At 57.7% G+C, this 22,347-nt stretch carries 18 protein-coding genes; 3 read left to right on the forward strand and 15 right to left on the reverse strand.

Translation table 11 applies throughout. The features are described from left to right. Positions 1–31: 31 nt before the first annotated feature. The 3 genes from NBV64_RS14285 to NBV64_RS14295 form a co-directional block, all read right to left on the reverse strand. On the reverse strand, positions 32–805 hold the full coding sequence (locus NBV64_RS14285) for an OmpA family protein (protein ID WP_250756004.1): 774 nt from the start codon (positions 803–805) through the stop codon (positions 32–34). Positions 806–879: 74 nt separating this feature from the next. Next, positions 880–6,822 carry a YadA-like family protein gene (locus NBV64_RS14290; RefSeq protein ID WP_250756005.1) on the reverse strand — a complete coding sequence of 1,981 codons (5,943 nt, stop codon included), beginning with the start codon at positions 6,820–6,822 and terminating at the stop codon, positions 880–882. Beyond that, entirely contained in the window at positions 6,819–8,030 is a 1,212-nt protein-coding gene (locus tag NBV64_RS14295) for an EAL domain-containing protein (RefSeq protein ID WP_250756006.1), read from the reverse strand. Before NBV64_RS14295 ends, NBV64_RS14290 begins: the two co-directional genes overlap by 4 nt. Before the next feature lie 649 nt (positions 8,031–8,679). On the opposite strand from NBV64_RS14295, the gene NBV64_RS14300 reads away from it, so the two are divergent. Further along, positions 8,680–9,243 (forward strand): recombinase family protein, encoded by a 564-nt coding sequence (locus NBV64_RS14300; RefSeq protein WP_128831655.1) that lies wholly within the window; start codon positions 8,680–8,682, stop codon positions 9,241–9,243. 102 nt (positions 9,244–9,345) lie between these two features. Here the strand turns inward: NBV64_RS14300 and gspF are convergent, their stop codons facing one another. From gspF to gspG, 11 genes are read right to left on the reverse strand one after another with little or no spacing between them, the layout of a single operon-like run. Further along, on the reverse strand, positions 9,346–10,548 hold the full coding sequence (gene gspF, locus NBV64_RS14305) for a type II secretion system inner membrane protein GspF (protein ID WP_021446947.1): 1,203 nt from the start codon (positions 10,546–10,548) through the stop codon (positions 9,346–9,348). A gap of 14 nt (positions 10,549–10,562) precedes the next feature. Beyond that, on the reverse strand, positions 10,563–11,981 hold the full coding sequence (gspE, locus tag NBV64_RS14310) for a type II secretion system ATPase GspE (protein ID WP_009459386.1): 1,419 nt from the start codon (positions 11,979–11,981) through the stop codon (positions 10,563–10,565). Beyond that, on the reverse strand, positions 11,978–14,290 hold the full coding sequence (gene gspD / locus NBV64_RS14315) for a type II secretion system secretin GspD (RefSeq protein WP_250756007.1): 2,313 nt from the start codon (positions 14,288–14,290) through the stop codon (positions 11,978–11,980). Before gspD ends, gspE begins: the two co-directional genes overlap by 4 nt. Positions 14,291–14,303: 13 nt before the next feature. Further along, positions 14,304–15,050 (reverse strand): type II secretion system protein N, encoded by a 747-nt coding sequence (gene gspN / locus NBV64_RS14320; RefSeq protein WP_009460064.1) that lies wholly within the window; start codon positions 15,048–15,050, stop codon positions 14,304–14,306. Continuing rightward, positions 15,047–15,598, reverse strand: coding sequence for a type II secretion system protein M (locus NBV64_RS14325; protein ID WP_021446949.1), 552 nt, complete (start codon positions 15,596–15,598; stop codon positions 15,047–15,049). The genes gspN and NBV64_RS14325 overlap by 4 nt, the downstream gene beginning before the upstream one ends. Further along, positions 15,595–16,581: a GspL/Epsl periplasmic domain-containing protein gene (locus NBV64_RS14330; RefSeq protein ID WP_250756008.1), complete on the reverse strand. Its 987-nt coding sequence runs from the start codon at positions 16,579–16,581 to the stop codon at positions 15,595–15,597. The genes NBV64_RS14325 and NBV64_RS14330 overlap by 4 nt, the downstream gene beginning before the upstream one ends. Then, positions 16,565–17,425, reverse strand: a complete 861-nt coding sequence (gspK, locus tag NBV64_RS14335; protein WP_250756009.1) for a type II secretion system minor pseudopilin GspK — start codon at positions 17,423–17,425, stop codon at positions 16,565–16,567. Before gspK ends, NBV64_RS14330 begins: the two co-directional genes overlap by 17 nt. Beyond that, complete coding sequence (locus NBV64_RS14340) at positions 17,422–18,021, reverse strand: PulJ/GspJ family protein (protein WP_009460074.1); 600 nt, start codon at positions 18,019–18,021, stop codon at positions 17,422–17,424. The genes gspK and NBV64_RS14340 overlap by 4 nt, the downstream gene beginning before the upstream one ends. After that, the gene (gene gspI / locus NBV64_RS14345; RefSeq protein WP_009460075.1) at positions 18,018–18,377 is read right to left on the reverse strand and encodes a type II secretion system minor pseudopilin GspI; all 360 of its coding nucleotides are present in this window, start codon (positions 18,375–18,377) and stop codon (positions 18,018–18,020) included. The genes NBV64_RS14340 and gspI overlap by 4 nt, the downstream gene beginning before the upstream one ends. Next, positions 18,374–18,844: a prepilin-type N-terminal cleavage/methylation domain-containing protein gene (locus NBV64_RS14350; protein ID WP_009460076.1), complete on the reverse strand. Its 471-nt coding sequence runs from the start codon at positions 18,842–18,844 to the stop codon at positions 18,374–18,376. Before NBV64_RS14350 ends, gspI begins: the two co-directional genes overlap by 4 nt. Position 18,845: 1 nt before the next feature. Then, on the reverse strand, positions 18,846–19,316 hold the full coding sequence (gspG, locus tag NBV64_RS14355) for a type II secretion system major pseudopilin GspG (protein WP_021446951.1): 471 nt from the start codon (positions 19,314–19,316) through the stop codon (positions 18,846–18,848). A gap of 127 nt (positions 19,317–19,443) precedes the next feature. On the opposite strand from gspG, the gene NBV64_RS14360 reads away from it, so the two are divergent. Together NBV64_RS14360 and NBV64_RS14365 are read left to right on the forward strand one after the other, a co-directional pair. Next, positions 19,444–19,884, forward strand: coding sequence for a hypothetical protein (locus NBV64_RS14360; RefSeq protein ID WP_009460079.1), 441 nt, complete (start codon positions 19,444–19,446; stop codon positions 19,882–19,884). Positions 19,885–19,939: 55 nt separating this feature from the next. Then, positions 19,940–21,073, forward strand: coding sequence for an HPP family protein (locus tag NBV64_RS14365; RefSeq protein WP_009460080.1), 1,134 nt, complete (start codon positions 19,940–19,942; stop codon positions 21,071–21,073). 99 nt (positions 21,074–21,172) lie between these two features. On the opposite strand, the gene hppD is transcribed toward NBV64_RS14365, so the two are convergent. Then, positions 21,173–22,249: a 4-hydroxyphenylpyruvate dioxygenase gene (gene hppD / locus NBV64_RS14370; RefSeq protein ID WP_026484753.1), complete on the reverse strand. Its 1,077-nt coding sequence runs from the start codon at positions 22,247–22,249 to the stop codon at positions 21,173–21,175. Positions 22,250–22,347: the final 98 nt, after the last annotated feature.

Genomic DNA, 22,347 nt, shown 5'->3' on the forward strand with positions numbered 1-22,347 from the left:
GACAGGTGCGTGCCTGGTTGCCGCATCCAACTTAACGTTGGCCTTGAACTTCGATATCGACCCGACGATTCGGTGCCAGGCAGGCAATCAAATCACTGCGATTGGGCTGATCACACTGCACAAGGGGGCGGTCCTGACCAAAGCCTTGCGTCACAATTGCGGCGGCTGGTATGCCCTGGGCGGACAAGGCCTGTCGTACCGTCTGGGCACGTTGCTGCGACAAACGCTGATTCGATGCCGCACTTCCAATCCGATCTGTGTGACCGGAAACCGTCACCCGTTCGATGTCGGACATTTGCTTGAGCTGGCCTGCAATATCACGAATCGTGCTCAGACCTGCGCTGGTCAAGGTCGCACTGCCAAACGCAAAGGCCACGTCCCCGGAAAGCGAAAACGGCTGAATGGTTGCGGTTTTCGGCGCCGCATCCAGAACAGAAGCACACTCACCAGGCTTCCAGTAAAAGCTGCGACCCAGCTTGTCCTGATCAAACAGCACCTTGAACTGACAAGTCTTGATGCCCTGTGCCGTGTTGAAGTGAAACAGGTAATCCCACTCGCGAACCTTGAAGCCTTCAGCAAAGTGCGGGCGACCCAGCAGGTCATACAGCTGATCGCGAGTCACGCCTTCCCGGACCTGACGCAGATTGTCGATATTCGGGTAAGAGCCCGTGTGAAAAGTCGCTTTATCCACTTCCGGAAACACCGGGTTTTCCGTGTGACCCTCCGAGTCCACCTGACTCAAGGTTCCGCAACCAGCAAGCACCAGACTGCCCAGCAAAGCAGCCCCAAACCAATTTTTCTTCATGATCTGAATTCCTTCAAAAGTGTGTGCTGTGCATCGGCGCCAATGCGCCGATGCACCATAGAGTCAGGGCCGACTTACCATTGATAACCAATACCCACGGCACCACCGTAATCACCGCGCGAGGTGGTATTGCCCGAGAGCTTGTAAACCCACTTACCGTTATCGGTAATACCGGAGAAACCAATGGCCATACCGGACTCTCCACGCCAGGTACCGCCGGCCATGGACATCATGTGCTTGCCCGGCAAGTAAGCCTGAGGCAGAGACGCTGTTGCCATCGCGGCCGCCACACCTGCACTTAAGCGGTTATCCAGACGATTGATATCGTGGCGAATATTGTTGATCTGACCTTGCAGATTGCCCGCCACCTGATTCAACTGACTTACGTTGACCGCATCGGTGTCATTCACGCCCGCCGCCACATTGGTGATGTGCTTGCCGGACATATTGATGCCGTTCTCGTTAATGATCGGGCCACCGTTATTGATCTGAATTTCATCGGCCTGAACATTCACTGCCGTAATGGAATTGACCTTCAGATCCTGGGATACCGATACCTTGATATCAGCGCCAACAGTCTGGCCTGCATCATTGACCCGGTCCGTCTTGGAGATAACGATGTTGTCCCCTTCAACAAAGCCCACCGTGTTGCCATTATGGATAGGCGTGCCGTCACCGGAGCCATTATTGCCACCACCTGTGGAGCCGGAACCATTGCCGTTGGAACCACCGGTATTGCCGCCTTCCTTGCCATCCGTCGGTGCTTCAACATTCCAGTGCATGCTGTCCAGAACATCTTTCAAAGAGGAGTGCTGGCCACCGTTGTAGGCAAACGAGCCGTTTCCATCCAGACCAATGAAGGACTCGATAGGCTGGAGCTGACCATAATTGACGGCATCGGTCGGATTGCGACCGGCGGCAACATTGGTGATGCGCATATCACCTGCGTTGATGCCAGCCAGGGTGATGCTCGGGCCATTATTGATGGTCAGGCCGGTGTTACCCAGGTGTACGTCGTTTCCTACCGCAACCCCTGCGTTGTTGATGACGGTATCGCCGGTCTTCAGGCTGCCATCTGCTCCCAGATCAATGTCCTTGTTCAGCTTGACTTCAACCTGTCCGGAATCATCGGTGCCAGTCTGCTCAACCGTGACATTCTTGTCACCGACAAAGGCAACCTGGCCGTTCGGGCCAATATTGGCGCTATTGCCATCCGCATCGGTCACATTCCAGCCAGCGCTGGCAACGTCATTGACTTGCTTGAGCTGATCTTCGGTCGCCGCCTGACCGCTGGTGTAGTTGTCCGGATCCCAAGTCAGATTGGTCAGTCCGCCGATTCGGCCGGTATCACCATTGATCGTGACCGGGTTTGCTCCGCCCACCACGACCTGCGTGCTGCCGATAGCCGTGCTGTTACCGGCCGCATCTGCCACCGTGATCGAACCTGCGCCTACGGTAGTCGTGTCACCGGCGGCATTGCTGACCGTGGTGCCTGCCGCAGTCGTGGAGGTCTTGTTACCTGCCCCATCATCCACGGTCAGACCGTCGTTGTTCACGACCGTGTTTCCCGTCTTCAGGCTACCGTCTGCGCCCAGATCAATATCCTTGTTCAGGTTGAAGGCCAGGTCCGTGCCATCACGCGAAATGTTGATGTTGCCGTCCGTGTTACTGAAGTCCACCGAGGCGCCAGGCTTCACGTTTTCAGTAGCACCACCATTCGCGCTGATGTTCCAGCCTGCGTTGGCAACCTCTGAAACTTCTTTCAGCTGCGATACGTTCACCGCATCGGTGTCATCCGTACCTTCGGCAAGATTGGTGATCTTCTTGCCGTTCATATTGATGCCGGCATCGTTAATCACCGGACCACCGTTATTGATGGTGATGCTGTTCAGGTCCGTCAGATCCTTGGCCATGACCAGGTTCAGCTTGTTGCCGTCACTATCAACACGCAGGTTCGTACCCGTGGACTCTGCTCCCTCGGCCAGTTCACCCGAGATAGTCAACGGTGTGTTGTCACCCAGCGTTTTGGCAATCGCGTCGCCGGTATTGCCGGCAAAGCTCAAGCCATCAGCCTGGGTGGCGATCTCGCTGCCCTTGTAGATAACATCACCACCGCTTTGGACAACAAAGTTGTCACCCAGGTGGGTTTCGCCCGTAACAGTCAGATTGTTGGTCGTGACGCTGTCGCCATTAACGATCGTGTCACCTACTGTGACGCTGTCACCGTTGATCACGGTATCGCCTACAGTGATGCTATTACCCACAGTCAGATCATCGGCCAGATTGAAAGCCAGGTCGGTGCCATCGCGCGTCACGGTGATGTTGCCGTCGTCATTGCTGAAGTCCACCGATGCTCCGGGTTTGACGTTCTCGGCGGCAGCACCATTGGCGCTGATGTTCCAGCCTGCGTTGGCAACCTCTTCAACATCCTTCAACTGCGACACGTTCACCGCATCGGTGTCGTCTGTCCCTTTGGCTAGATTGGTGATTTTCTTGCCGTTCATATTGATGCCGGCACCGTTGATCACCGGACCACCGTTATTGATGGTGATGCTATTCAGATCCGTCAGGTTCTGAGCCATGACCAGATTCAGCTTGTTGCCGTCACTATCAACACGCAGGTTGGCACCCGTGGACTCTGCTCCCTCGGCCAGTTCGCCGGAGATGGTCAGCGGTGTGTCGTCACTCAGCGTCTTGGCAATGGTGCTGCCGGTGTTGCCCGCAAAGCTCAAGCCATCAGCCTGGGTGGCAATTTCGTTGCCCTTGTAGATAACATCCCCGGTGTTTTGGACAACAAAGCTGTCACCCAAATGGGTTTCGCCCGTAACAGTCAGATTGTTAGTCGTGACGCTGTCACCGTTGATCACGGTATCGCCTACAGTGATGCTATTACCCACAGTCAGATCATCGGCCAGATTGAAAGCCAGATCGGTGCCATCACGCGAGATAACGATGTTGTCGTCATCATTGCTGAAGTCTACCGAACCACCCGGCTTCACGTTCTCAGCCATGGCACCATTGGCACTCACATTCCAACCTTGAGCCGCGTACTTGATCGCATCGTGCACCGTGTTTTCACCGGTATCTCCGATATTGCTCATGCTCAGACTGCCATTAGAGGCCAGCGTGGCATTGCCACCCAGGATGCTTTTCGTAGTGTTGGCCACATTGCCCAGCACCGAATTCGTGGCATGCAACTGGCTGCCATTGATCGCATCTGTGCTGCTGGCGCTGATCCGGCCCGCGGCCACATTCGTCACTGTGCGTTTTTCCTGCTCCGTACCCACGCTGACGGTAGCAACAGGATGATCTCCGGCAAAGTTGCCGTAGTTCAGCCCGTTCAAAGAAGCATTCAAGGTGCCAACCGCGCCTGCTGTTTCTGCACCATCACCCAGCGCTACCGAGCGTGCATTGAGCGCCTTTGAACCCTGTCCAATAGCGACAGCACGATCGGCCGTGCTGCGGGAGCCGTCACCCAGCGCGATTGCCTGACGCTCAAGCGCCCAAGCGTCACGGCCTTGTGCAATCGATGCCTCGCCAAAGGCATGTGCACCCTTGCCCTGTGCCTGTGCAAAATCAGCGGTGGCCTGAGCTTCGCGACCTACCGCAATGCTGCTATTGAACTGGGCAATGGAGTCCGTACCCAGCGCAATGGAGTCGCGGTTCTTGTCCTGATTTTCGACATCAGGATTAGACTGGCCGGAGCGAGCGTTAGTACCCATTGCAATACCGCGTGCCGCAAAGGCTTTGGCATCCGTACCGCTGGCCTGGGAATCACCGGCAGCCGCCCGTGATCGGGTGCCAAACGCCATAGCGTCATTAGCCGTTGCCGTCGCATTGCTACCCTGAGCGATGCCGCGAGCCGCATTCACCACCGAGTTTTTACCGATCACAATCCCTTCCACGGCTGTAGAACTGGATTCTGTACCGATCACAATCGAGTTCTCGACCGAGGGACCGTTTGCCTGGCGATCTGTGTAGGAATCCCGGCCAATGACGATGGAGTTCTTGTCACGGCTGACAACGTGCGTACCGATTGCCACGCCGCTCTCGTCCCGCGCTTCGGATTGGGAGTTACCGATAGTCGTGGAATTCATCCCCAAGCCTTTGATGTTGTGTCCCAGCACAACAGATGACGCTCCCTCTGCCCCTGCCATATGTCCAATAGCAACCGAGTCCTTTTCCTTGGCAGTTGCATCAGGGCCGATGGCAATCGAGTCGATGGCTGTTGCAGCAGCACCGTTATTGTTCTTGTTGCCCTTGTCGACACCACCATCATTAACGCTGAAGTAACGAGGTTTGCTATCGGCAATCTGCTGGCCCCAGTCCTCGCCAACCTTCTCGGCCAGCTTTTCATAATCCACAGTCGCACCCAGCGTCACCTGATCAACAGCCGACTGCAACTGGCGCACGTTCACTGCATCGGTCTCATTGGCACCGTCTTCCACGTTCACAATACGACGTGTGAACTCACTGCCCGACTGGCTGCTACCAACGGAAACGGCACTGCCATTGAAGCCTCTATTGGTGAACTTGCTCAAGCCAGACACATCGTTTTGCGCGGCATGAGAGTTCAACCCCAGGGCTACGAAATTGCTGTCAGCATGAGCATTAGGGCCAATGGCAGTACCCGTTCCCAATGCCGTTGTCTGACGACCCATCGCGACCCCGGTATTACCGGCAATCGCCTTGTACCCAATCGCCACGCCTTCTGTTTCAGCGCCGGAGTCCTCACCAATACCGATCGCACGGTTTGATGACAGCCCCCGATTCGCATTCTTGCCCAGGCTGACATTGCTATCGCCTATGACATTCAGGCCGGCATCTCGGCCAATCGCCACGTTTTCGTTGCCATCCACGCCATTGCCGGTGCCATCACCCAGCGCCACATTGAACTGACCTTTGACGTTCTGACCACTGGCCTGACCGATGGCAATATTGTGCGAACGATCACCCGGCAGATGATTGCCAGTGGCCTGGCCTGCGCCATTACCGATAGAGATATTGTTTTCTGCATCAGCCTGAGCACCTAAACCCAAGGCGATCCCGTTAGCCCCACTGGCCTGTGCCTGCATACCCAAGGCAAGCGCATTATTTCCACTTGCCGCTGCTTCGCGGCCTACCGCAACGCTGGCCAAACCGCTGCTCCGACTATCCTTTCCAATGGCAATGGCTGCCTCCGGTTTGGGTCGACTGTCTGCGCTGGCGACACTGGCACCGTCACCCAATGCAATCGCGCTGTCGGCGTCGGCCAGCGCACCTTGTCCTGCAGCAATACTGCGATCCCCCTCTGCCTTGGACTCAGGGCCAATTGCAATGGATTCTTCACCATTCGCCTCGGAATCAGGCAGCTCCGAGTTCGCACGGAAATACTTCACGCCAGGATTGGTTTCATCCACTCCCAAGGCAATCAGACGATCGTTAACAGTCACCAACCCTGTTTCAGTAGCGCCAATTCGAGTGTCATGTGCAGCGATGGCGGTTTCGTTGCCCGCAATTCGACTGTCATGGGCCATGATGGCCGTTTCATTGTCCGTAATGCGAGTCCCATGATCCGTCAGAGTGGACTCATTGCTCGTGACCCGCCCTTCCAGCCCATCAATCTTGCCGGTATTGGTCTGCACCTCAGCGGACGTAGCATTGAGCTGCGCCTGGGTCGCCACAGACTCACCACCCACCGTAATCTGATCGGCACTCAAGGCGCCGGAGATCATCAGGCTACTCAACCCCACGATGCTGCCACCACCACCCGTAAACCGAATGGTGCCGCCTGGGCTGGTGAAGTCAATGAGGTTGCTCTGACCGTCGCCTGGAATCTCGACTGCCGCCCAGGCATTGCTCATCGCCAATGCGCTTGCTGTCAACAAGGCGAGCCATCCCATGCGTGCGGAAAAAGACGCACGCTTTCCTCCTTTGACGCACGAGGAACTGCGCTTGCCTTTGGCTTTCTTGTGCTCAGAAACGGCAACAAATGTTCCCGTTTGCTCATTCCAGATGGTTTTATAGACGTGATTCATCTCTGTTCCTGATCCTTTAAGGAATACGTGTTGAGTGCTACGTGGGTGTGAGTAGGGTTGAAACTGTCTCGAACGCACAAAGGCTCCGCCCCCTCCCAGGGGGGCAGGTCGCAGGGAGGTTCTATGAAGTAGCCTTGGACGGCGTGCACGCCGGCATCGACGCTCAACTGGAAATCCAGGGCAGTCTCAATTCCTTCGGCGATGACGTATTGGCTGATGCCATGCGAGGCATGAACCCAAGAATGAAGGGCAGCAAGGCCGTCCCTGTCCCGTGCCTGATGCACCAGGGATTTATCAAGTTTTAAGACCTGGGGTCGGATCTGCCGAGCCAGATCCAAGGTATTGAATCCGGTCCCAATATCATCAATGGCAACTTTGCAACCCAGGCCGCGCAAGGTGCGCAGCAGGCTAATGGCGGCTTCCTGATCAAAGACAGAAGCCGTTTCGGTAATTTCCAGGGTCAAACGGCTGGCCAGCTGTGGCGCACCACGCAGCACCGCAATCAGCAACCGCCACCACGGCCCCTGTTGCAAAGACAAGGGGGAAATATTGCAGGCAAGATGAACATCCGGATCACGCTCCAGCACCTGTACCACCGACCACAGAACGCTGGCATCCAGGCGTTCGGTCACATGCAAGCGCTCTATGGCCTGAACAACCGGCGCACAAGAAACGGACTGAGTACTGTTCTGCGCATCATCCCAGCGCAACAGCACTTCGTAATACAGAACCTGCTCGCGATCCTGCACAAAGACCACAGGCTGAAATGACAGGGCAACCTTCTCGTCCCGCATATCTGCAAAGAAACGAGTCGCCAAAGCCATGTCGCGCCGAGTCTGCTCGCAAACAGGAGGCTCAAGCTCGGAGAAGGCAATGGTGCTGGCCAGAGACTGCAATTGAGACAGGCAAACCGGACGGTCGCCCGATGCTTCAACCCAAGCCGGAACAACATTGACCAGGATGCGGTCCGAGCCGCAGCGAACGGGCTCGTAGCACAGCGCCGCTTTGACTCGTTCCAGAAACAGGTCCTTGTCAAGCTGGGTGGGCAGACGACAATTCGTCAAACCAATCAACACCACTTGATCAAACACCAGGATGTCGCTGCGTGCTATGCCGTAGGGACGCAGGCGCGCCGAAATGGCGGACAAAAAGGCTTGCTGGAACAGGCGCGCATCATAGGCCTGGGCAAGCGTTGCCAGTCTTCGCAAGCCTAAAAGCAAATAGCTGCTTGAAGGAGTAACTTGCTGCAACCAGCAGGACAATGACTCTAGCGACTGGACGCCCATTACGCGCCCCGCTTCGCCGGTTGGCACTCTGGACGCTGTGTGTGAATCAGCGTCTGGCTTTTCACCTGACAGCGGTCAAAAAGCCTCCTTTATGTCAACATCGATTCCATAACAAATAGACACGTTTGTACGTGAAAATTACGCTGAAAAGGATCATTTCGATGCGCTATTCGGTTGGGACTAAAAGGAGGCTTCTTGTCAAAATCGCAAGCCTATTTACGCCTTTTCTTAACCATTGTTGACGCTTGCCTATGGCTGGCTGCAACGTTCTTCAGAAAGTGCATCGGTCAGACCTGCTTCGTGTTGACACACATGTGGCCGCCGCTAACACTTAATCAGTATCTGCATCTGAAACACAGCGTTAATAAAAAATTACGTAATAGTTTTTATTGCAGTACGAGCTACCTCAATCGCCGTTTACGTGGCAGCAGGTTTGCATGCGGTTAGTAAAACTTGACATCGCGTGGCCAACATTCCACTGGACCATCTTGGGTTTACTAACATCGATTGCACTGAGATGTGGTCGAGTGGGAGGGGGGAGGCTGCGCTTTGCGCTAGGAAGATGGGTACTATGAGTAAGAAATATGGATATGCACGCGTTTCAACACAGGATCAAAACCTGGACCTACAGATCGCGGCTTTACAAAAGGTGAATTGTGATCATATCTATACGGATAGAGGGATATCAGGGGCTAAAGCAACACGTCCAGGATTGAATCATCTGCAGCGAAAACTGAAATCGGGTGACACGCTTATTGTCTGGCGTCTGGATAGGCTGGGCCGATCACTACGCTATTTGGTCGACACGATCGATCGTTTAGGCAAAGAGAATATCCATTTCATTTCCTTGACGGAAAATATAGACACGACAACATCGGGTGGTAGATTGCTGTTTCATATGATGGCCGCCCTGGCTGAGTTTGAACGCTCGCTGATTAGCGAACGCACTCGCGCAGGAATGGCAGCAGCGCGTGCCAATGGCAGGCCACTAGGCAGACGCCCTGCCTTATCACCCGCCCAACACAAAGAAGCACTTATTGCGCTGACCAATCAAGTTCCGCTGGACATCGTTGCCAAAAAATATGACGTGCATCCCAGGACAATCCGCCGCATCAAGGCCACGGCCTCGACATAGCCGGCTCAACGCAAGTGACTTAAGTATTAGTCAGCATTGCCGCCAGACAACCAGGTGGCGGCAATGATCTGTAGAGGAACAGGGCAAGCACCCTACCGCTTTTTACTGCACCAGCTGATTCATCTCGATAATTGGCAGCATCACTGCCAGAACAATCAACAGCACCAAACCGCCCATCAGCAAAATCATCAAAGGTTCCAGCAAGGCGGTCATGGTCAGGGCTTTGCGCTCCAGCTCGGTTGATAAGGTCGTCGCAGCCCGATCCAGCATGGGCGCCAGCTCACCGGTTTTTTCACCGCTGGCAATCAGTTGGACTAACAGCGGCGGGAACAAGGCACTACGCTGCAAGGCGGTCGCCAAAGGCAGACCCTCACGCACATGGATGGCGGCCTGATTCACGGCACCGCGCAAGGCCAGATTGGACACAGTACGCCCGGCCGCTTCCAATGCCGTTAGCAAGGCCACATTGCTGCCAGCCAGAATAGCTAACGTGGCAGCGAAGCGAGCAGTATCCACGCCCAGCAAGTAGCCTCCCAGAACAGGCACGCTTAACAAACGACGATGAAAGGCCAGCTTCAAGGCCGGCTGTCGCAGCAAAAAAGCCACCAGGCCAGCCGCCAGCAAGAGCACAACAAATAACACCAGGCCCCATTCACGCAGCAGATCACTGGCGCTGATCATGACCCGAGTCAGCATGGGCAGTTGCTGTTTGGCTTGGGTGAAGGCCCCTACCACTTGCGGGACGACGTAGCTCAGCAAGAACACCACCATCGCCACGGAAATCAGGCTGACGATGGCTGGGTAGATAAAAGCCGTCAGCACCTTGCCGCGCAAGGCTCCACTGTCCTCAATGAAACTCGCCAGACGGTCCAGCACTTGTTCCAGCTCGCCAGACTGCTCCCCTGCCCGCACCAATGCTCGGTAGATCTCAGGGAAGTCGCGCGGGTGATTCGCCAAGGCTTCACTCAAGCTTTGTCCTGCCCGAATATCCGCACGCAGGGCTGCCAGCAATTGCACCAAAGGCCGACGAGTCGCCTGCTCAATCACCACGCCCAGGCTGGCCTCCAGAGACAAGCCCGCCGCCACCAGACTGGCTAACTGTCGGGTCAGCCAGGATAACTCGGTACGACGCAGGCCCGCACTGCGAGCACGGGCAGCGGCTCGGCTACGGCCCGCCTTCAGGGAAACTGTCAGCAGACCCCGGGACAGTAATTGCTGACGCGCCAGCCGTTCGCTCTCGGCCTCCAGCACACCCCGCTCGCTGCGTCCGGCCTGGTCCACCGCCTCATAATGATAAGTACCCATGCTCTTTCGCCCCCTTATAACTCGCGCGTGACGCGCAATACTTCTTCAGGGGTACTGATGCCCTGCTCTACCCAACGCTGGGCATCCTCGCGCAAACTACGCATGCCCGATTCACGCGCGGCCTGACGCAAGGCAGGTTCGGCTCCGGCAGCATTCAACAAGTGCTGGGCACGTTCATCGATGCGATACAGCTCGTGAATCCCGGTACGGCCTTGATAACCCGTGTGAGCGCAATGCTCGCAACCAGCAGGACTGGCCCGATACTGCCCGTGCTCGGCAGGCTGACGACAATGTCGGCACAGCTTGCGTATCAGCCGCTGGGCCAGCACGCCACGCAAGGTAGACGCCAGCAAAAAAGGCTCCACACCCATATCGACCAAGCGAGTCGCGGCGGACACGGCATCGTTGGTGTGCAAGGTGGCCAGCACCAGGTGACCTGTCAAAGAAGCCTGCACCGCAATCTGCGCGGTTTCCAGATCCCGAATTTCCCCGATCATGATGATGTCCGGGTCCTGTCGCAATATGGCACGCAAGGCACGTGCAAAGCTCAACTCAATACGGGGATTGACCTGCGTCTGGCCCACGCCTGGCAAGTCATATTCAATCGGATCTTCCACCGTCAGCACATTGCTGCGGGCTGTATCGACACGGCCCAGAGCGGCATACAAGGTGGTGGTTTTACCGCTGCCGGTAGGCCCGGTAACCAGCACAATGCCGTGTGGTTGATGAATCAGCTCATCGAGCTGAGCCAGGATGTCCGGGGCCATGCCCAGACGCTCCAGCTCCAGTTGCCCGGCTGACTTGTCCAGCAAACGCATCACGGCACGTTCGCCATGTCCGGTAGGCAGAATCGAGACACGCAGATCCAAGGCCCTGCCCCCCACTTTCAGGGCAATACGGCCATCTTGGGGCAGGCGTTTTTCGGCAATATCCAGGCTGGCCATAATCTTGATACGGGACACCAAAGCACCATGCAAGGCTCGACGCGGGCTGACGATATCGCGCAAACGGCCGTCCACCCGGTAACGCACGACCGAATGGGTTTCATAAGGCTCCAGGTGTATATCACTGGCACCGTCCCGCACCGCCTGGGTGAACAAGGCGTTGATCATGCGGATGACCGGCGCATCGTCCTGATTTTCCAGCAAGTCAGTGACAGCGGGCAGTTCCTGCATCAGGCGATCCAGGTCCACCTCATTGGCAGCCGCATCCACCACGCTGGCGGCATCGTCGCCCTGTGCGTAACTGGCATCAATCAGGGTATCCAGCTCCGCATCCGGAACTTGCCGCTCGTCCAGCTCGGGATAGCGTCGCCGCAATTCCACCAAGGCCCAATCCGGTGTACGCTCGCTAATCACCAGCGTGCCCACGCCTTGCTGCTGCGTCAGCACCGCACGGTGCTGACGTGCCCAGGAGTACGGCAGGCGGGTCATAGCGTCTCTCGCAGGTCCACGGCTCCGGACGAGCCTGCGGCCTGTGGCAACACCATGTGTCCCGCATCCGGGTGGAACCAGGTGGAGCGATCGGGCAAGCCTGTCTGCACGGCACGCATGTAGTTGTAGCGGTCCAAAGACAGGCTTTGGCTATCTTGGGCATTACGCACAATATGAGGGCGCAGGAACACCATCAAATTGGTTTTGGTACGCTTGCGTTTCTCGTATTTGAAGAGGTTGCCCACCAACGGAATATCGCCCAGCAAGGGAACCGATTGCTGACCATCCTCAATCGAGTCTTCCAATAAGCCGCCCAGCACAATAATCTGCCCATCATCGACCAGGACATTGGTACTAAGGGCACGTTTACGCGTGACAGGCGCGCTGGGCGATACCGACATAGTAGGATCCAGGCTGCTGACCTCCTGGTACAGAGCCATCTTGACGGTCCCACCTTCGGAAATCTGCGGACGCACTTTCAGGGTCAGGCCCACATCCTCGCGCTGAATGGTCTGAAAGGGATTACTGGCCCCATCACCCGTGGTCGTGTACTGCCCCGTCACAAAGGGCACGGTACGGCCCACCATGATGCTGGCTTCTTCGTTATCGAGCGTCATCAGGTTGGGCGTGGACAGAATATTGATGCCGCCCTGGCGCTCCATCGCCCGGGCCAGGACGCCCAGATTGACAATCTGCTGGCCCAGCACGTTCACCGTGCCTTTGACCACGCCCAGACTTAAACCCGCCGCCAAAGAATCCAGCGTGGTCACCCCGGCCTTGTTAATCCCGCTGCCGCCCAGATTGGCGCCCCCGACAAAACCTGAACCTCCATCGGCAATATTGCCACCGCCTGTCATCCACTGGATGCCAAACTCGGCCGCATTCTCCGCATTCACCTCCACAATCAGGCTCTCGACCAGCACTTGAGCGCGACGTTGATCCAGTTGATCGATCACTTCACGCAAGCTGCGGTAAACCGGATCAGGGGCCGAAATGATCAGCGTATTCGTGGATGGATCAGCCTGCACAGTGGCACCGCCAGCGCTAAAGGCCACGGTGCCGCTAGCATTGTTTGCGGCGCTCAAACCCATCTCGGCCTGAGGCTGCTGCTTGGCGGTGGCCGACGTGTCCATGGCTTTGGCACCGCCGGTGGTGCTGGCGTTGGCGGCGGGTGCCAGGCTATTGCTGTTCGCCTGTTGATTCCCGGTACTCGCGTTCCCCGAAGGCGCTTGCCCAGTCAAGGCCCCCCGCAGCACTTCAGCCAGCTGCACCGCCTGAGCATTGCGCAGATAGACCACATGCAAATTGCCTTTATTGCTTTCCGGGCTGTCAATACGCCGGATCAGGTCACGGGCCAGATCCAGCCGGGCCGGACTGCCTGCCCGCACCAGAACCGAGTTGCTGCGCGGGTCGGCCACCACCGTAATGCGCTGCGCCACATCGTTGCCGGGCGTATCGAGCATTTGCGAGGCCAGGGCTGCCACATCCAGGGCCACGCCGTAGTCAATCGGGATAATGTCCGTGTTCAAGCCTGCGGGGGTATCGATCCCCGCAATGACCTGAGCGATACGGTCCAGATTGTCACCGTAATCGGTCACCACCAGCGTGTTGTTGGACGGGTAGGCATTGATGGGATTATTGGGCGAAATCATCGGCCGCAGCACCGGAACCAAGGCGGTCGCATTTTCATAACGCAAGGTAAACACCCTCGTTTCCAGCTCGCCGCTGCCACTGGCCCCGGTACCGGCCGCCCGCACTGCACCGCCCTGCTGGCGCGCTTCAGCTTCAGGGACCACCCGACTGACCTTGCCACTACGCAACACGGCAAACCCTTGCATGCGCAGGGCAGACAACAGCATCTCGTAGGCGGTACGGGCATCGACCGGTACTTCGGACACCAAAGTCAGCTGTCCTTTTACGCGAGGGTCCACGATGAAGTTCTGGCCGGTAAAACGGGCCAAGGCAGCTACAACCCCATCCAGCTCGGCATCCACGAAATTCAGTGTGATGTCGTTGCCTTGCGGGAACTCGGCCGGATCGGGCAAGTCGATCGGAGCAGCACTGCCCCCGACACGCTGCGGGACCCGACGCGTCACAGCCGGAGGCGACGTATTGCTATTGGCAAAGCGCGGGTCAGCCTGAGTGCTACGAACAGGCGTCTTGCCTACCGAGGCAAAAAACGAAGAAGGATCGGGGCCGGGTTCAGGCTTCTGACCATTGCTCGCACAGGCGCTCAACAGCACGGCTGCACCCAGGCTTAAAAGGAAGCGAGGCCGCAGCCCATGAGGTCGTTTAGTCAAGGTACTCATAGTCAAAATATCGTTATTCCTGCTTGCTAGTCGTTGTGGCTATTTGCCATTGGGTCACACCCTGACGCTGAGGCCCCAAGGCCTCCAGTAACTCTTTGAATCGTTGATCGTCGGCTTGTTTGGCTTGGGCGCGTCCTTCAAACAGCCCACCATCCGGCCCCCACTGACCTTGACCTGCCAAGGTCAAATCCCCCGCCAAGGTACGCAGGCTTAACTGCACGCCCTGACCCTTGCGGCTGACTGCCAATTGGTAATCACCCAGCTCGGCCTGGGCTGCCAGCGCGGAGCGTGCATTACGCCAATCCAGTTCCAGCAACGGCCCGGTTTCAGCGGCCAGAGCCTGACTGGGCCAGCGCAGCTGCAATTGCCCTTGCGGTTGCACGGTCTGCAACAAAGGATGTAAACGTCCTAACAGCGCGGCGGGAGCGGTCAGGCTTTGGCCCGAAATACGCCAACCTTGCAGGCTGGCCTGCAGGCGCACAGGCTGATCCAACCAGCCATGGCTCAACTCCATTTGAGGCCAGGGTGCCAAACGCCAACGCCAGCTGACAGGACCAGGAACGGTGCGGGCCAACAGACCCGAACCCACTACCAGCAAGCCTTGACCGGAGGCCAGGCTGCCATGGGCGGTTTCCAGCCGTAGCGGCAACTGCTCGGGCTGCCAGGCCAGCATCATGCGGGCAGGCAGAAAGGGCACGGCGGCCAGCAGCAGAGACAGCGCCAGCAAAACCCACCCCATGATCTTGGTCAGCTTTTTCATGAAGGCTCTCCTGCACGCAGCACAATGCGGCCATCCAGCAGACCGGCGCGTTCACGGCTATCGACCACAGAGCGACTCATGCTGACTTCCTGCACGGCAAAGCCCAGCACGCGAGGGGCGTGCATCAGCCAATCTATCAAGGCAGGAGCGGCCACGGCCTGGCAGACCAGAACACGTTGCTCGGCCTGTGACTGCTCTGTCTGACACTGGGTACCCAAGGTCTGCAAGCTGCGCTGCAACGCCTTGTCTTGCCCTTGTCCATCCACAGGCGCGACCAGCTCTTTATCCAGAACCTGAATTTGCGACAGCACGGTTTGCAGTTGCGCCATCTCGTATTGCAGACGAGGCAGCTCCTGTTTTGCCAAGGCCAGATCACGAATGGCAGGACGTAAGAGCAACAACCACAGAAACATCAAAACCAGCAAAGCGCCCAATACCGACAAGGCCAATTGATCCCGACGGCCCAAGGCTTGCCAGTACTGTCTTGCCAGGGCGAGCTTGCTTTGTACGGTCAGCCATACAGGCTGGAGTGCGGTGAATTTGCTCATTGCGGCGCCCCCTGCTGGCTGGCTGCTTGCGCTGCTTTGCTGAAACCAATTTCCCATTGGCGGGCAGACTCGCCCTGCTTCCACTCCAGATCCGATTCAGCCGGCAAAGGCTGCGCGGCCAGTTCGCTAGCCAGCGTCAAATGCAATTGCTGATCTTTGAAACTCAATGCCCGCACCTGTCCTTGCAAAGCAGGCCACTGCACGGCGCTGGCCATCAATAAACGATCAAAGGGAGCCGAGGCCGGGCTTTTCTCGGTCAGCAAACCATCACGATGCTGTCTGGCCTGCGTCAAGGGCGCGACGATAACGGGCAGGTGTGGCAAGGCTTGCCGAACCGCCTGCTCCATCTGGGTCTGTACCTGTTTCATCTGGGATCGCAACGATTGCGCCTGCTGCTGCAAGACCAAGGTCCAGCTCAAGATGGCGGCCAAAGTCCACCACAGGCTTTGTCGTAGCACGCTGTTTCCGCCACTGGCGGCCATCTCCGGCATCAGCAAGGAGCAGGCGGGTACGGTCAAGGTTTGGCCCTGGCCCTGCCTGTCTTGCTCATGGCCATCGGACCAGGCATAAACCCCGCTCAACGGCAGTCCCAACTGACGCGCCTGCTCCCCCAAAGCCAGCAAAGGCGGGCGCTCCGTCCAGGCCAATTGACTCATCCCGGACGGCCCCGGTGCCGAACAGGCCACCCACACCTGTTCGATAGGACTCAAGCACATAGGCTCGACCGCACTACTCGCCACAGCCTGCCGCCGCGAGGCGCTGACCGAGGGAATACGCGCTTCCGTCACCGTCGCCATCCCTGCAGGCAGGACCAGTTCCAAAGAGCGGGCCAGGCCCTTGAACTCCTGCACCTCTCCCCGCCCACGGCGCAATACCCTGGCGCGCTTGTCCCGCAGCACAAAGTCCACCGGCTGATCCAGCCTTGGCGGAGAGTCCAAATAAATACGCAGCACTTTGCTCATCACTTCAACGAATCCAGACAATCCGGCTGCGGTCCGCGGCCCTGTTGATCAGGGCCTGGGTCGCTACCCGGCTATGGTCAAGTCGTAACTCGCCACTTAATAAAAACCATTCACTGCGCACGCTCAGCGTTTGCCCCTTCAGCGCCTCCTGACGTTGGAGGCGGGCCTGCACATCGGCCTGATCCCGAAACCACTGGCCCCGGTCGCGCTGCTCCAAGAGGCCACGCCATTCCACCAGGCTGACGGAAGGCTGCACTGCCGCCAGCACCTGGGCACTGGCGGTATTCACATTCACGGATTTGGCTTGCGGCAAATAGCTCAGATATGGCTCCAGTTGCTTGGCCTGTTGCTCTGCATTGGGAAAGAAGTCCTGCAAATGAGAGGGCCAAGGCGCTTGCCCGGCCTGTGCCCGCTCCAATCGCTGGGCCAGCTCCAAAGCCAAAGAGGGTTCCTGCTGCACATTGCCCAGCAATTGTTCCAATGCCTGCACATAGCGGGCCTGAATGCGACCATCGCGCAGCAATAAAGCCAGATTGAATTTGCCCTGCTCATCCTGGATATAGCCGGAGAAGTAAGCCGCACGGGTCTTGTCCGGAGTCTCTATCTTCAGCTCGCTCAGGGCCTGTGCCCACAGTCCACCTTTGTTCGTCACAGCCGAGCGCTGCGAGTCCAGACGCAAGACCAGCACAGCCCAATCCAGCGCACCGCGCAGCAACCAATTGGCCTGCATGTAATCGCGCTCGCTGGCCAACTGGGTTGCCAGCCCACTTTGACGCTGGACGATGCCCATGGTGGCAATGGACACCGCCATCACGACCACCAGCGCATTGATCACCGCCATGCCTTGTTGAGATGCCCGATTCATAGCAGCATCACCACTTTGCGATACGGGTGCTCCTGCCCTTCCAACTGCACTGTCAGTTCTATGCCTGTAGCGGCTGCCCCGGCTTGATCGGGCCACGGCCAGCTTTGCCAGCCACGCGCCGGAATCCAGATACGCAAGTTCCAGGCGGTGACCTGCTCCAGCACATCTTGCAAAGGGCCCAACTCGGGCAAGGGGTAAACCGTTCCTGCCTGGGCAATAGCCCGTTGCAACACACCTTGCTGCAAACGCCATTGAATCTGCTGGGTTCCCGCTCCGGCTTCGGCGCGACGTTCAATCATCAGGATGGCCGGGCCTTCGCCCTTGGCTTGCCAGCGAATACTGGCTGGCAATACCGCCATCGCCCCCGTCGGGTCCGCGGGACCTGGTGCGGTGGGCAGATGCAACTCCAGATCCCGGCCCATTTGGGACAAGACATTGAACAAGGCCTGGGTCTGGCGCGCCTGTCGGCCAAGCTGCTCATCCGCGTGCAAGACCGCATCCAGGCCACGCCAGGACATCAGGCTGATCAAGGCCATGATGGTCAGGGCCACCAACATTTCCACCAAAGTGAAGCCTTCCTGGCCAGCGTCTGTCATGGCAAGGACGCCAAGGTCGCGTGCAACTCGGCCAGCACGGGGCCTTTGGGCATGGAAGCCTGGACCGTTACCTGACGAAAGAAACGATTGGCCGTGGCTTGCACGGTTTGCTTGCACTGCAAATTAAGAGGCCCCTGGCGACACGGCACCACGGTTTCACCCGGTTCGGGAAACAGGCGGCGCAAGCGCATCTCGGCCACCACGCCATCAACGGCCAGCAAGGCCAGGCTGCGTTCATGCATGGCCTGGCTACCAGAGGCGCTAAGGCCCAGTGCGCGCAATCCGGCGGTCAAGGCCACCGAAACGATCGCCAGCGCAATCAATACTTCAATCAAACTCATGCCACGCTCTGTCATGACTGCACATCAAAACGGCCCGTCGGGTCGCTGCGTAAATGCAGGACCTCGTGACCATCATCCAGCTCCAGCTGACGCGGCGCGGACAACCATTCATTCACAAAAACCCACGGTCCCGCCGGCTCCAGGCGCACACGCACTGATTCCAAAGTCCAGGATCGTTGGGGAAACAATTGGGCAAAACGGGCCTGATCGCGCAGCCAGCCCGGTGTGGGGCTGGCACCATCCGTAGCGTCCGGGATCAAGCTGAAGCGATAGCCCTGCTGATCCGCACTCCAGGCGACGCTACGCCCGCTTTCACGCACATAGCTTTGCAGTTCGGCCAGACGCAGAGCCAGTTGACGGGCTTCTCGCTGTATTCCGTGATCCCGGTCCAGCACCAGCACGCTTAAACCCGCGCTGCTGACAATGCCCACGATCAGCAAGACCACCAGGGTCTCGATCAAAGAAAAGCCCCGCTGAGCCACATCAGTCCCAATTGCCTATATCGGCATCACTGCCCGACCCACCGGCCTGCCCATCCGCCCCCAGCGAGAACACATCAATCTCGCCATGAACGCCGGGTTGCAGATACTGGTACGGATTGCCCCAAGGGTCGTTGGGCAGGCGGTCCATATAAGGACGCCAGTTGCGTGGCTCGGGAGGCTGGGTGGGACGCTGGTGCAGTGCCGCCAGACCTTGAGCGGTACTGGGGTAACGGCCGTTATCCAGGCGGTACAGCTTCAGGGCCTGTGTCAGGGCAGCAATGTCCTGACGAGCGGCGACGGCACGTGCCTGATCGGGACGGTCCATCAGACTGGGGACGACCAGGGCCGCCATAATGCCCATGATGACCACCACCACCATGACCTCAATCAGAGAAAAACCTTGTTGAGCGCGGGACTGAACAGAGCCGGCCAAACGGCGTGCCGGACGGCGAGATAAAGTAGATCGAGACATGAAGGAAATAAGCTACCCAAAAAAACCCAAGCTCTTGTCATACGGGCTTCATGCAGCACACGCACACTAAGAGCCCTTAAGACAGCCATCTCGGCCGTCTGCCAAAGCACTATGCGATGCAGTCTAAATGGGTATTATTTCCGCCATATTTCCGTCACATCTTTGGTTGCGTCTGTGTCAGGCCGGTATCGCTCTGGCCCTGATCAATTTGCTGATCAACCTGTTCCTGCCCTCGGACGGGACCATTGCGCCGGTACTGGAAGAAGACCACCGCGAGCAGATCAGCACGCAACAAATTGCGCAGTGGTTTGGAGGCAGCACCGCGCTGCCCGAGTTGCGTTTGCATGGCATGATCGTAAGCGGCCAGTCGGGGGCAGCCCTGCTCAGCATCAATCAACAGCCGGTACGTGCGTATCGCCCTGGCCAGGAGCTGGCACCGGGTGTGCTGCTGGATTCGCTGCAACGCGAACACATTGTGATTACGGTCGATGCCGTGCCTCAACAAATCGCCACCGAGCGCAAAGGCCCCGCCATCATTCCCGGTATCCAGCAAGGGGCTAAGCCCTGAATTGAAGAGTTAGCAGTATGATTTAAAGCTGTCTTTCTTCTTCACCCTGGTGGGTATGCCTGCTTTACTTCGTCACTGGTTTGACAGCCTGCGCCCCAAGTCGCTGGCCATTGCACGCCCTGAAATGCTGCGTGCCACGCTAGGCGCCACGCTTAGCGTGTTGTTGGTTTCCTCTCTTAGCCTGTACCTGTCGGATTTTGCACATACGCATCATTGGTTGGTGGCGTCCCTGGCTGCCAGCGCCTTGCTGATTTTTCTGGTGCCAAGCAGCCCGTTGGCACAGCCCTGGAACATATTGCTGGGCAATCTGGTGGGCGCACTCACAGGCATTACCTGCGCGGTGCTGCTCCCTCATCCGATTGCTGCCATTACGATGGCCGTCTGCGTTGCCATGCCCATCATGCTGGCCCTGCGCTGCGTGCATCCGCCCAGTCTGGCAATGGCGGTCTTTCCCGCCCTGAATGGTATTCAGAACTACGACTTCGTCCTGTTTCCGGTGCTGTTTGACTCCTGCGTGCTGATCCTTCTGGGCATGCTGTACAACCGCCTGACCGGCGTGGCTTATCCGCCGGTACATAAACCCGCAACACGTCCGGCCGCCACACCAGCCCGCTTTACGGACCAGGATTACGATGCGGCTTTAAGCCACTACAACCAGACGCTGAACATCAGCCACGATGATCTGGAAAAGCTGGTCAGCTATGTGCACCAGTCTGCCTTCCGACGCAATCTGGGCACACGCCGCTGCTCCACCCTGATGAATGATGCGCCTCTGTCCTGCCTGGTCAGTACGCCCTTGCAGCAGGCCTGGGACATGATGCGCGAGCGCAAGATCAAGGCCTTGCCCGTGCTGGATCAGAACAAGCACGTGATTGGTATCCTGGCCCTGTCGGACTTCTTGCAACGCGCCGGACTGGATCAGCCGGATAATCTGCGCCAGCGACTCAAGCGCTTCTTGAGCCCCCGACAGCGTGCAGCCCCCACAGTAGCCGAGATCATGACTGCGCCTGCCGTTACCGCCAACGCAAACTGGTCGGTGGCAGAGCTGATTCCCTTGTTCAGCCAGGGCCGCCACCGTCACATGCCTGTGGTCAATGACCATAAAGAGTTGGTAGGCATGATTACCCAATCTGACCTGATGCTGGAGCTGTTCAGAATCCTGCAGCCACCACGCGGCAAGCAGGACTGAATATATAGATTCAGCCCAAAAAAAATCCCCACTGTTTGCCATCGCCAAACAGTGGGGACAGATCAACACCCGTGCGTCCAGCACAGGCGCAGAACCTTGTTACTCGGCCTGCAAGACACCACGGCGCAACTGATCGCGCTCGATGGATTCAAACAAGGCCTTGAAGTTGCCTTCACCAAAACCATCATCGCCCTTGCGCTGAATGAACTCGAAGAACACGGGGCCCATCAAGGTTTCAGAGAAAATCTGCAGCAAGAGACGGCGGTGGCCACCTTCCGATGTGCCGTCCAGCAAAATGCCACGGCTTTGCAGTTCTGCGGTGGGTTCACCGTGTGCAGGCAGGCGGCCTTCCAGCATCTCGTAATAGGTTTGTGGCGGTGCGGTCATAAAGCGCATGCCCATGGCCTTGAGCTTGTCCCAGGAGGCGATCAGATCGTCGGTCAGGAAAGCCACGTGCTGAATGCCTTCACCATTGAACTGCATCAGGAATTCTTCGATCTGGCCCGAGCCCTTGGCAGATTCCTCGTTCAGGGGAATGCGGATTTTGCCATCGGGGGCGGTCATGGCCTTGGACGTCAGGCCGGTATATTCGCCCTTGATGTCGAAATAGCGAATCTCACGGAAGTTGAACAGGTGCTCATAGAACTGGGCCCAGTAAGCCATGCGGCCGCGATACACGTTATGGGTCAGGTGATCGATTTCTTTCAGGCCCGCGCCCACGGGATGACGATCCACGCCGTCCAGGTAAACGAAATCAATATCGTAGATGGAGTTGCCTTCACCAAAACGGTCGATCAGGTACAGAGGGGCACCACCAATACCCTTGATGGCAGGCAGACGCAGTTCCATCGGTCCGGTAGGAATATCGACGGGTTGGGCACCCAGTTCCAGCGCGCGCTCGTAGGCTTTTTGCGCATCACGCACCCGGAACGCCATGCCGCAGGCCGAAGGGCCATGCTCGGCGGCAAAGTAAGCAGCGTGGCTCTTGGGTTCTTCGTTCAGGATCAGATTGATCTCACCCTGGCGATACAGGGACACTTTCTTGGAGCGGTGTACCGCCACTTTGGTGAACCCCATCATCTCGAAGACAGGTTCCATCACACCAGGCTGGGGAGCGGCAAATTCGATGAACTCAAAGCCCATCAGGCCCATTGGATTTTCAAACAAGTCAGTCATAGCAGACTCCAGTTGCAATCAGGTAATCAAAGATGGCGTAAAAACGCCTTGAAACTTGGGCTCAAGCCTTGCAGGGGGGCGCGCAGGATACCCCACGC

It is taken from the genome of Alcaligenes sp. DN25 (genome assembly GCF_023674485.1).
Classification (GTDB): Bacteria; Pseudomonadota; Gammaproteobacteria; order Burkholderiales; family Burkholderiaceae_B; genus Alcaligenes; species Alcaligenes phenolicus.